This window comes from Dactylosporangium siamense, from assembly GCF_016862795.1.
GTDB classification, from domain to species: Bacteria; Actinomycetota; Actinomycetes; order Mycobacteriales; family Micromonosporaceae; genus Dactylosporangium; species Dactylosporangium siamense.
On record NZ_BONQ01000062.1, the window covers coordinates 24224 to 35838 of the forward strand.

Consider the following 11615-nt stretch of genomic DNA (forward strand, 5'->3'; position numbering starts at 1 on the left):
CCGCACCGCCCGGTTGACGGTCTGACACGGGGCAGCCCCCGACCGGGAACGGTCAGGGGCTGCGGTTGTCGGTTGCGGTCGGCTAGGCGGCCTGGAGCCCCTCGGCGCGGGCCAGCTCGCGGAGCCGGCCGAGGGCCTGGATCTCCAGCTGGCGGATGCGCTCGCGGGACAGGGAGAACCGGCTCGCGACCTCGGTCAGCGAGTGCTCACGACCGTCCTCGAGACCGTAGCGGGCGCGCATGATGCCCGCGGACCGGTCGTCCAGGTGGTTGAGCAGGCCCTCGATGCGCTGGCGCTCCAGGGCGGCGAGGACCACGTCCTCCGGCGACGGTGCGTCGGAGTCGGAGACCAGGTCGCCCAGGCTGGTGTCGCCGTCGTCGCCGACTGGGGTGTCGAGCGAGACGGTGTCCTGGGACCAGCGCTTGAGCTCGTGGACGCGCTCGACGGGGACGCCGAGTGCGGTGGCGAGCTGCTCTGGCTCGGGGTCGTTGCCGAGCTCACGGGTGAGCTGACGCGCGACGTTGCGCATCCGGTTGACGTCTTCGACGAGGTGGACGGGCAGCCGGACGGTGCGCTCCTGCTGCGCGATCGCCCGGCTGATCGCCTGACGGATCCACCATGTCGCATATGTCGAGAACTTGTAGCCGCGCACGTAGTCGAACTTCTCGACGGCGCGGACCAGGCCGGTGTTGCCCTCCTGGATGAGGTCGAGCATCGGCATGCCGGACCGCACGTAACGCCGCGCGATCGAGACCACCAGGCGCAGGTTGGCCCGGATGAACCGGTCCTTGGCGCGCTCGCCCTCGTCGACCAGACGCTGCAGCTCGGCGGCGCTCACGCCGTCGGGCAGCTCGTCCACGTCCAGCAGGTGCTCCGCATAGAGACCAGCCTCGACCGCCTTGGAAAGCTCGACCTCAGAAGCGGCGTCGAGCAGCGGCGTGCGGGAGATCTCATGCAGGTAGACACCAACCAGGTCACGCTCTTCGGCACCTGTATCGGGTCGCATCTCCACTTTCACGTTCTCCACCTTCGGGCCCCTCCCCGTCCATCCTTCGCCTTCCCCGTTTCACCCTGCTAAAACGGGTGCCCCCCGGGTATGCCCCCTACACAACAGTCACCTGGCCTGCCGAATTCCACCCTCGCGGGCGATTCCGGTGACGACCCGTGAGAGTTGCACCACTTACCTAGACGACTCGGGAGCTTCTCCGGTTCGCTTCGGTTCCAACAAGTGATACGTGGTATTCCTGCCCGTCAGACGCCTAAACTCGCTGTGAGTTCCCTGGGAACGGCACTGAGTGGGACCGGGGTCACCGCAGTTCATCGGCAAGAGTCGCCCGCATGACAGGCAAATGCGCATGTATCCGCAGGAATCGACGCGTGCTGCCGTCTGTCGAAATGCTGACGGGCTCGTCACACCCCCACCTACCGAGCGTGCCATTCCCGCAACAGCGCGACTTCTTCATCTTCTGTGAGACCAGTGGTGTGGCGTACATCACCGAATGCGGCGAGTGTGTCCGCCGCGGTTTCGGCAAGCGGGCGGGGGCGAAGCCCGGCGGCAAGGGCCGGGGTGGTGTCATGGGTGAGAAACCCGGCGAATTCGGGCACCAGCAGCCAGAAGGGCAGCGACCGCGGACCGAACCAGGGCTCGACGTCGTGCGCGGTGAGGAAGTCCTGTGACACCCAGGTGAGCGTGCCGTCGCCGCCGGTTCCCGCTTGCAGGCCGGCGTGGAAGTCCCGGCGGGTCATCGGCGCACCGATGCCGTCGAACGTCCCCGTCAGGCCCTCCTCCGCGGCCCGCAGCGTCCAGTCGGCCAGGTCGCGGGCATCCACGAGCTGGACCCGGTCGTCCGGGTCACCCGGGGTCAGGATCTCGCCGCCACGGGCGTGCCGGGCCACCCAGTAGTCGAACCTGCCGGTCTGGTCCTCCGGCCCGACGATCAGTCCGGCCCGGTTGATGAAGGCATCGGCGAAGCCTTCCCGGACGAGCTCCTCACAGGTGACCTTGCAGCGGCCGTACGCCTCGGGACTGGCGGCCGGGTCGTCGAAGTCCGGTTCGGCGGCCGGGAGCAACGGCGCCGTCGCCACGGTCTGGTCCGGGGTCGCGGTGTCGGCATAGACGGAGCAGGTGGAGACGAAGGTGTAATGCCCCACCCGGCCGGCGAGCCCCGCGACGGCGTGCCGGACGTGGCTGGGTTTGCGGGCGACGTCGACGACCGCGTCGAAGGTGCCCTCGACGGCGCGCAGCCCGTCGGGGTCGGCCCGGTCGACGGTCACGAACCGGGCACCGTCGACGGGGTCGCCGGACGTGCCGCGGGCCGCGCAGGTGACGTCGTGACCGGCGGCGAGGGCCTGCCGGGCGATCGCCCGGCCGAAGAACACGGTGCCGCCGAGTACAAGAATTCTCATCCGGCGATCCTTCGCCGTCCGCCCCGAGCCGGGCAGCCCTGTTCGCTCTGGGCGGCTACGCGGCAAGCGGAATCTACGCCCGGTGGGAGGGCGGCGGGCGGTGCGGGCGGGTCTTGTGCACGACCAGGACGAACAGGGCGACGGCGGCCATCACCGTCGCCGCCACCGCGAGCCACAGCGACCACCGGTGCCCGCGTGGCGTGCCCGGCACCGCGTTGGTCACAGTGGACGGTTGCGCGGCGACCGCCGGCAGCGACGAACCGGGCGCGAGCGCATAGACGCGCAGGAAATCGATCTGGAACTCCGCCGGCAGCGCCGTCGACGTGCCGGGGGTGGCGGACCCGCTGGTGGTCACGGCGAAGCCGAACCAGCGCTGCGCCGTGGAGACGGCCGGGTCGGCGACGCGTTCCTTGCCGTCGACGAACACCTTGAAGCCCGCCGGCGACCACTCGATCGCATAGGAGTGCCAGTCGCTGAACGGGCCGGGCAGCGTCCGCACGGAGGTGCCGGCACCGGAACCGTTGCGCACCAGGGCCTTCTCCTCGCCGGGCTGGGCGGTGATCTCCAGCTGCGACGTGTGCTGGGCGACCTGCTGGTCGACCGGGCGCAGCATGGCGATCGACGAGATCCCCGCGCCCAGCGGCACTCTGGCCAGGAACTCATACCGCCCGAACTGCTGGGCCGCGCCGAGGCAGCGCAGCTCGCCGGTCACGAACGCCTTGCCGCCATAGGCCCGCCGGTGCAGGGCGAGGTGCAGCTTCCCGCCGGAGACGGTCACCGCCTCGGGCCGGAAGTAGCTCGCCGAGGCGCCGCCGGCGCCCCCCTCGGCGACCCCGTCGGACGTGCCGTCCGAGACGCCGTCGTAGGCGGCGCAGCCCGGCGGCAGCGCACCGGAGTCGTCGAAGGACTCGGAGAAGACCGGCTGCCAGTCACTCGGCTCCACGGCGAGGACCGGCGCGGGGGCCACCCACATCGCGGACGCGACGACGACCAACATGGTCGCGGCCCGCCTCAGCATGGTGTCAGCCCCCTCACTGGCAGAACCTACCGGATACCTTGCGTCCGCACAGCATCGCGGAGCGTCGACGATCGTGCGTACTTGGCGGCCCGATCGGATACGGACCCTCGCATTCACCCGCATGCAACCCATCCGACTCCGACAGACGCTCGTGCGGGATAGACGGCTACGGAAGGATGGCCGGCGACGCATGTCTTCCGAAGGAGAGATCATGGCCCAGCCCCGCGCCCGCGGGTGGCGGATCGCTCAGCACCTCACGGTGCCGACGCTCGCCATCGCGGTTGTCGCCCTCCTGCCCTTAGCCAAGTCCGGCGCGCCGGAACAGACCGACCGCTGGACTCCGCTCACGCCGGCCAACGTGTCGTTCTCCCAGAAGACCGGGCCGACGACCTCCGCTCAGCTGCTCGGGTTCAACGACTTCCACGGCAACATCGACGCGCCGCTCGGCAGCGGCGGCCTCATCAACGGCACCCCGGCAGGCGGCGCCGAATACCTCAGCACCTGGCTGACCAAGCTGCGCGACGCGGCGAAGGCCGACGGCGTCCGCAACAGCGACACGGTCGTGGCCGGCGACAGCATCGGGGCCACCCCGCTGGTCAGCGCCGCGTTCCACGACGAGCCGGCGATCGAGGTCCTCAACGCGATGGGCGTCGACATCTCCTCCGTCGGCAACCACGAGTTCGACGAGGGTGTCGACGAGCTCAAGCGCATCCAGTTCGGCGGTTGCCACCCCGTCGACGGCTGCCAGGACGGCGACGGCTTCGCCGGCGCGAAGTTCCCCTACCTCGCGGCCAACGTCACCAACAAGTCCAACAAGCTGCCGATCCTGCTGCCCTTCACGATCAAGTTCTACGACGGCGTCCCGGTCGCGTACGTCGGCATGACCCTCGAGGGCACGCCCGGCATCGTCAACCCGGCCGGCATCAAGAACGTCGACTTCCGCGACGAGGTGCAGACGGCCAACCAGTACGCGACCGTCCTGAGCTGGCTCGGCATCAAGTCGATGGTGCTGCTGATCCACGAGGGTGGCCTGCAGAGCAGCCCGCCCGCGCCGCTGGACCCGTCCGGCTGCGCCAACTTCGCCGGCCCGATCACCGACATCGTCAAGGGCCTCAACCCGGCCTACGGCGTCGTCGTGTCCGGTCACACGCACCGCTTCTACACCTGCGAGCTGCCGAACTCCTCCGGCGCCAACTCGCTGGTGACGAGCGCCGGCACCGCCGGCACCCTGGTCACCGACATCCGCGTGTCGCTGGACAAGAAGTCGCGCAAGTTCGTCGACGCGTCGGCGACCAACGTCATCGTCGAGAACGGCGTCAAGCTCGCCGACGGCACGTGGCAGAAGGACGCGGCGGGCAACTTCGTCCGCAACGCCGCGCTGGTCGACCCGAAGATCAAGGCCATCGCCGACAAGTACCGCACGGCCGTCGCGCCGCTGGCCAACAAGGTCGTCGGCAGCATCACCGCCGACATCACCAACATCGCGCTGGCCAGCGGCGAGTCGACGCTCGGTGACGTGATCGCCGACGCCCAGCTCAAGTACACCGCCTCGGCGGGCGCGCAGGTCGCGCTCATGAACCCGGGCGGCATCCGCCAGTCGCTGATCTACGCCAACTCCCCCGGCGGCGAGGCGCCCGGCCAGGTCACCTACGGCGAGGCCTTCACGGTCCAGCCGTTCAACAACCTGGTCGTGACCCAGCCGATCAGCGGCGCCCAGCTCAAGAAGGTCCTCGAGCAGCAGTTCACCGGCTTCGAGGGGCAGACCACGCAGAAGATCCTGCAGGTGTCGGCCGGCTTCACCTACACCTACAGCGCGTCGGCCCCGCTCGGCTCGAAGATCAGCAACATCACGCTGAACGGCACGCCGATCGACCCGGCCGCGACGTACCAGCTGACCACGAACGACTTCCTGGCCAACGGCGGCGACGGGTTCAGCAACCTGAACCAGCCGTCCGCCACGCGGGTGTACGCGCCGGGCTTCGATGTCGACGCCCTCACCGCGTATCTCGCGCCGGGTGCGATCGCACCGGGCCCGGGTGACCGGATCACGAAGATCGCCTGATAGATGACCGTGTGGGCGGGCTGCGGGTGTTGCTCGTGCCCGCCCACACGTATGCTCGCAGGCGCCTCTGAACTGAAGGACCGACGTCGAAAGGTGTTGATCGGTGGAGCGACCGAGCTGGGCACCCGCGGATGTGGATCTCGACCAGCCGAGCGTGGCCCGCGTCTATGACTATTACCTCGGCGGGTCCCACAACTTCGCCGCCGACCGGGCGTTCGCCGAGCAGATCCTCAAGGTCATGCCCGCCGTGGCACCGCTGACCCGCAGCAACCGCGCGTTCCTGCGCCGCGCCGTCACCATGCTCGCCGGTCAGGGCATCCAGCAGTTCATCGACCTCGGCTCCGGCATCCCGACGGTGGGCAACGTGCACGAGCTCGTGCCCGGCGGCAAGGTCGTCTACGTCGACCACGACCCGGTGGCGGTGGCGCACAGCCGCGCAATCCTCGCCGACGTGCCGGGCACCGCCGTGGTCGCCGCCGACCTGCGCGCCCCGGCCGACGTGCTCGCCACGCCGCAGGTGCAGGGCCTGCTCGACTTCACCCAGCCGATCGCGTTCCTCCTCGCCGCGGTGCTGCACTTCGTCCCCGACGAGGAGCGCCCGGCCGACATCGTCGCCGGCTACGCGGCCGCCGGCGTGCCGGGCAGCCACATCGTGCTGTCCCACGCGGGCCTCGACCGGCCGCTCACCCCCGCCGAGGAGGCGGCCAAGGAGATGTACCGCAAGTCCCCCACGCCGCTGATCCTGCGCAGCAGCCAGGAGGTCGCGACGCTGCTGGGCGACCTGACGATCCTGGAGCCGGGGGTGGTCGCGACCTACGACTGGCGCCCGGACCCCGGCACCGAGACCGCACCCGACGGCGACGCGATCGGCTGCGCCGCCGTCGCCCGCAAGGACTAGCACCCACTGATCATGACCGCCCTCAGCCCCACGCCGACGTCGTGGGACCGCCCGCGTGACCGAGCCGCCGAGCGGCTGGCCCGCAGCTGGTCGCTGGCCATCGCCGGCACCAGCTACGTGTCGATGAACGGGCTCGAGGTGCAGGACTTCCTGACCGCCCTGTCATCGCGGCTGATCCACGCCCTGACCGCCGAGACGTTCGACCCCGACGACGTGCGCGAGGTCGGCTCCACCCTCGTCGCCACGCACTTCACCGAGCCGACCACGCTCGAGCGGACCGTCGCGGTGATCGCCGAGCAGTTCGCGAAGGCACCCACCCGCCGGGTCGCGGAGATCCAGGGCGCGCTCGCCGCCGGCTACGCCCAGGCGCTGCGCGACCGGGTCCTCGACGAGCAGGAGGAGATCCGCACCGCGGCGCTGTGGGCCCGGGCCCGCGCCGAGGAGAGCCGCCGCGTCAGCGAGGCCCGGTTCCGGGCGATCTTCGCCGGCGCCGCCATCGGGATGAGCGTCAGCACCGTCGACGGGCAGGTCATCGAGGTCAACCAGGCGCTGTGCGACATGCTCGGCTACAGCTCCGACGAGCTGCGGCTGATGACGTTCGAGGACTTCGTGCACCCGCAGGACCCGCCGGTCGCCGCCGGCATGTTCGAGGAGCTGCTCTCCGGCGGGCGGGACCAGTTCCGCATCGAGAAGCCGTACCTGCACAAGGACGGCCACCAGGTCTGGACCGACCTCGTCGCCTCGATCATCCGCGACGAGGACGGCGAGCCGAAGTGGCTGGTCGCGATGTTCGAGGACATCACCGAGCGGTACCTGCTCCAGCTGCGCCTGCGCCACCAGGCCCTGCACGACCCGCTGACCCAGCTGCCGAACCGGACGATGTTCTTCGACCGCCTCGCGGAGCTGCTCGCCGGCGCCGAGGAGGAGGCCGGCTCCCGCGTCGGCGTCTGCTACCTCGACGTCGACGGGTTCAAGGTCATCAACGACACCCTCGGCCACGACGTCGGCGACCAGCTGCTGCAGACCGTTGCCCGGCGGCTCGCCCGCTCCATCTCCGGCGACGGCCAGCTGGTCGCCCGGATGGGCGGCGACGAGTTCGTGGTGCTCATCGAGCGCTCCGAAGGCACCGACGACGTGGTCGCGGTCGCCGAGCGGGCCCTGGACACCGTCCGGGCGCCGGTCCACGTCGGCGGGCACGAGATCAGCATCTCGGCCAGCATCGGCGTGGTCGAGCAGCCACTGCGCGGCACCAGCACCGGCGAGCTGATGAAGGCCGCCGACACGACCCTCTACTGGGCGAAGGCCGACGGGCGCAACCGGCTCGCGCTCTTCGACGCCGAGCGCCACGCCCGCGAGGTGACCCGCTACGAGCTGTCGGCCAGCATGCCGGCCGCGCTCGAACGGCGCGAGTTCTTCGTGGAGTACCAGCCGCTGGTCCGCCTCGGCGACGCGGTCACCATCGGCGTCGAGGCCCTGGTCAGGTGGCGCCACCCGCGCTTCGGGGTGCTCGGCCCGGACGCGTTCATCGGCATGGCCGAGGAGACGGGACTGATCGTGCCGCTCGGCCGGTGGGTGCTGCACGAGGCGTGCAAGCAGGCCGCGCGGTGGCAGGCGGAGCACGGCGCGAAGGCGCCGCTGATGAGCGTCAACCTGGCGGTCCGCCAGATGCGCGACCGCACCATCGTGCGGGACGTGAAGGCGATCCTGGAGCAGACCGGGCTGGCCCCGGACCGGCTGCAGCTGGAGCTGACCGAGAGCGCCGTCATGGGCAGCGGCGGCGAGCCGACGGAGGCGCTCAACGCCCTCGCCGCGCTCGGGCCGCGGATCGCGATCGACGACTTCGGCACCGGCTACAGCAACTTCGCCTACCTGCGGCACCTGCCCGTGCACAGCCTGAAGCTGGCCGGTTCGTTCGTCGCCGGGCTGCGCCCGCCGGAGGGCGCCGACCCGGTCGACCAGAAGATCATCGCCGCGGTGATCGGGCTCGCGCACGCGCTGAACCTGAGCGTCACAGCCGAGGGCGTCGAGACGGCCGAACAGGCCGACCGGCTGCTGGCCCTCGGTTGTGACACCGCTCAGGGTTGGTACTACGCGAGCTCCGGCCCCGCGTCAGCGATCAAGCTCTAGTTCGCCGCGTACGGGTTGACGTCCTCGTTCATGTCGACCATCAGCTGCGACCACAGGTCCGCCTCGTGCCGGTCGGCGCCGATCAGGTCGTAGGACCCGTCGCTGAAGCCCGGGTCGAACTGGAACTCCGGTAGGTCGGTCTCGTCGATGTACTGCGACTCGTCGCTCACGTCGCCGAAGCTCGGCTGCTCGTCCTGATAGTCGCCCAGAACGTCGCCGTCCAGGGTGGCGTGCTCGCCCTCCTGGCCGCCGGCGTCGAACGCGTCGTGGTGCTCTGCGAACTGCTGGTCGGAGGAGAGCAGGTCAGCGCCACCGTCATGGTCGACGTGGAGGCCGTCCTCCATCTCCCAGTCGATGTCAAAGTCGCTCATGGCCCGCTCCCGGTTGGTTGGTTACCTGGGCAACGGTAGGCCGATCGGCCGATCGGCTGATCCCCGAAACGTGCCACGACCGGTTTCAGGCGCCTTGGCAAGGCCTTTTCAGGGCTGGAGCCACCAGGGGCTGGAGTATGCGAGGCCGAAGTCGTTGCAGGGGTGACCGTTGGGGCCGGGGCTCGGGTTGGGCTGGGTGGGGTCGGAGACGCGCAGCACCACCCAGTTGCCCATCGCCGCGTCCAGCGGCACCGTGAACCGCACGACCTGGTTGGCGACCGTGTCGATGACGTCGGCCACCGTGGGGGCCGTGACCCCGGGGCGCAGCACCTGCACGCGGATCGGCTTGCCGTCCCAGTCCGGGCCCCGGTTGAGGTCCAGGGCGAAGCGCACGTCACCCCTGGCGAGGGGCAGCACGCCGCCCATCCGCACGTCGTTGGCGGTGGCGTCGACCCGCAGGCCGGAGACCCGGGTGGCGAAGAACCGCCGGGCCCGCATCGCCTCCAGGACGCCGGCGCGGGTGTTCTGCGTCACCCACAGCCCGGTGCGGCCCTTGCCCTCGGGGAAGCCCCAGTCGGTGCCGTGCTCGTCGGAGACGCCGCTGATGCCGGTCCGCCAGCCGGCGTTCAGGCACGCGTTGAGCGCCGACGTGCGTCCCTCCGACCACCCGTCGAAGAGGTAGTCGTCGCCGCGGTTGAACATCTCCAGGCTGACCATCGCGTCCCGGGCGGCGGCGGAGTAGGAGAAGTTGCCGAAGCGGGCGATCTCGCGGCCCGGATGGTTGAAGCTGGCCACCCCGCCGTTGCCGACGATCCAGTTGTACAGGCCGCCCATGTTGCTCGAGCCGCCGAGATCGGTGAAGCCGTTGGTGAACCAGACGTTGACGTGGCCGAGCAGCGGGTGCGACCACTCGAAGCCGCGGATCGCGGTGTAGTTGCCGGGGTCGTCGGCGGCGTTGGCGAGGGCGCCGGTGCGGTCCCACTCCGACTTCGACAGGCCGCTGATGGAGAACAGCGTGGCGTGGTCGGTGAGCGCCGCGACGTCCAGCCCGGCCGAGCGCATCGAGGCGAAGGCCAGGTTGGGGTCGCCGTCGCCGTCGGACATGACGGTGTGGTTGTGCAGGTCGGCGTGGACCAGCGCGGTGCCGGCGGTGATCGCCGAGGCGCGGGCGGCACCGGTCAGCGCGGCCGGGCCGGCACCGACGGTGGCGGCGGTGCCGGTCTCCGCGCGTGCGGTCCGGCTCTCCGCGGCGTATGCGGAGCCGGGCGCGGCGAGCAGCAGCAGGCCGCCGGCGCCCGCCGCGAGCAGGCCCCGGCGGTCGACACCGTGGGAGTGGTCATCACCGTGGGAGTGGTCATGTGTCATGCCTCACAGCCAACGCCACCCGGCGCAACGCGTCGATACACGTTGATGTCCGCCAGCTGAAATCCGTTCACATTTCAGCGGGTGCGGCGGTCCAGCCAGCCGTCGCCGTTGAGGTCCTCGTACCGCTGGTCCATCACGCCGTCGTCGTTGGTGTCGAGCTCGGAGGAGTTGATGAGGCCGTCCCGGTCCGTGTCGTGCCCGACGAAGTCGGCCCGGCCGTCACCGTCGGCGTCCACCACGATGTCGACGCCGCCGTCGGCCCGGTTCACGTACGTGTGCTGGTCCCACTTCCCGTCGCCGTCCCAGTCGACCCTGGTGTGGTAGCCGTCGGTGGGCGCCTGCCCGACACCGCCGCCGACGCCGTGCTGCAGCGCGCCGGCCAGGCCACCGGTGACGCCGTGGCCACCCTCGGCGCCGGGCGGCGGCGCGACCGGGGAGCCCCCGCGGGCGGCCTCGAGCCCGTCCAGGGCACCACCGATGCCGTGCCGGCCACTGCCCGCCCCGCCGTCGGCCGACCCGAGCCCGGCGGAGCCCTCGCCCTGGCCGAGGCCGGCGGAGCCGTCGCCCTGGCCGAGGCCGGCGGTGCTGGAGCGGTACACGGTGCCCTGGCTGCTGGAGTGGACCTCCGTGACGTGGCCCGTGACGCCGTGTCCCTGGGCGGTGTACGGGTCCGCCTCGGCCAGCCCCGCGCCCCCGGACGCCTGCGGGTCGGGTGCCTCGGCGATGCCCGCGCTGCCCTCGCCGCCGTACCCCGCGGACGCGTAAACGCGCGGCCCGCCCTCCGGCGCCTCGGCCAGACCGGCGCTGCCCGCGCCGCCCTGCGCCTCGTCGAGCCCCTCGCTGCCGTAGCCGCCGCTGCGGGCGTCCGCGATCCCCGCGGACGCGGACGCCCCGCCGGGACCGGCGTGCGCCTCGACCCCGCCGGCGGAGGCGTGCGCACCAACCCCTTGCGCACCATGCTCGACGGCGCCGTGGATGTGCCCGGCGAGGCCGCCCTGATGGGAGGGCTCGACGGCGGCGTGCCGCCCGCCGGACTGCTCCAGCGCGCCCAGCCCCCGGGCCGCGCTCTGCCCGGGGCCCGCACCGTGCCCGGCGGTGTCGCCCAGGCCCTGGCCGTGGCCGTGGACGACGTCGCCGATGCCCGAACCGATCGAGGAGAACAGGCCGAACATGCTGGCCTTGCTCGTGCGCTGCTCGACCCGGGACTGCCCGCCATCGCCGCCGCCGACCTGTGCCTGGAGCAGCTCCAGCTCATCGGCGCTCAGCTGGTACCCGGCGAGCGCGCCCGCCGGGTCGGCGGCCAGGCGGGCCTGGAAGCCGGGGTCGGTCAGCAGTCGCTCGAGTACGTCGTCGAAGTCGCTCATCGGA

At 71.3% G+C, this 11615-nt stretch carries 9 protein-coding genes; 3 read left to right on the top strand and 6 right to left on the bottom strand.

The window, feature by feature from the left end:
* Positions 1-82 precede the first annotated feature (82 nt).
* From Dsi01nite_RS21015 to Dsi01nite_RS21025, 3 genes are all read right to left on the bottom strand, one after another.
* Complete coding sequence (locus tag Dsi01nite_RS21015; protein WP_203847973.1) at positions 83-1006, bottom strand: sigma-70 family RNA polymerase sigma factor; 924 nt, start codon at positions 1004-1006, stop codon at positions 83-85.
* Positions 1007-1422: 416 nt separating this feature from the next.
* Positions 1423-2406, bottom strand: a complete 984-nt coding sequence (locus Dsi01nite_RS21020) for an NAD-dependent epimerase/dehydratase family protein (protein WP_203847916.1) — start codon at positions 2404-2406, stop codon at positions 1423-1425.
* A 73-nt stretch (positions 2407-2479) separates the two neighbouring features.
* The gene (locus tag Dsi01nite_RS21025; RefSeq protein ID WP_203847917.1) at positions 2480-3424 is read right to left on the bottom strand and encodes a glycoside hydrolase family 16 protein; all 945 of its coding nucleotides are present in this window, start codon (positions 3422-3424) and stop codon (positions 2480-2482) included.
* Between the two features lie 211 nt (positions 3425-3635).
* On the opposite strand from Dsi01nite_RS21025, the gene Dsi01nite_RS21030 reads away from it, so the two are divergent.
* From Dsi01nite_RS21030 to Dsi01nite_RS21040, 3 genes are all read left to right on the top strand, one after another.
* On the top strand, positions 3636-5486 hold the full coding sequence (locus Dsi01nite_RS21030) for a bifunctional metallophosphatase/5'-nucleotidase (protein WP_203847918.1): 1851 nt from the start codon (positions 3636-3638) through the stop codon (positions 5484-5486).
* A gap of 103 nt (positions 5487-5589) precedes the next feature.
* A complete protein-coding gene (locus Dsi01nite_RS21035) occupies positions 5590-6384 on the top strand; it encodes an SAM-dependent methyltransferase (RefSeq protein WP_203847919.1) in 795 nt (264 codons plus the stop codon).
* Between the two features lie 12 nt (positions 6385-6396).
* Positions 6397-8511, top strand: coding sequence for a putative bifunctional diguanylate cyclase/phosphodiesterase (locus tag Dsi01nite_RS21040; protein ID WP_203847920.1), 2115 nt, complete (start codon positions 6397-6399; stop codon positions 8509-8511).
* Here the strand turns inward: Dsi01nite_RS21040 and Dsi01nite_RS21045 are convergent.
* From Dsi01nite_RS21045 to Dsi01nite_RS21055, 3 genes are all read right to left on the bottom strand, one after another.
* The gene (locus Dsi01nite_RS21045) at positions 8508-8882 is read right to left on the bottom strand and encodes a hypothetical protein (RefSeq protein WP_203847921.1); all 375 of its coding nucleotides are present in this window, start codon (positions 8880-8882) and stop codon (positions 8508-8510) included. The genes Dsi01nite_RS21040 and Dsi01nite_RS21045 overlap by 4 nt on opposite strands.
* Positions 8883-8990: 108 nt before the next feature.
* The gene (locus Dsi01nite_RS21050; protein WP_203847922.1) at positions 8991-10247 is read right to left on the bottom strand and encodes a CehA/McbA family metallohydrolase; all 1257 of its coding nucleotides are present in this window, start codon (positions 10245-10247) and stop codon (positions 8991-8993) included.
* A gap of 74 nt (positions 10248-10321) precedes the next feature.
* The gene (locus Dsi01nite_RS21055) at positions 10322-11611 is read right to left on the bottom strand and encodes a hypothetical protein (protein WP_203847923.1); all 1290 of its coding nucleotides are present in this window, start codon (positions 11609-11611) and stop codon (positions 10322-10324) included.
* Positions 11612-11615 lie beyond the last annotated feature (4 nt).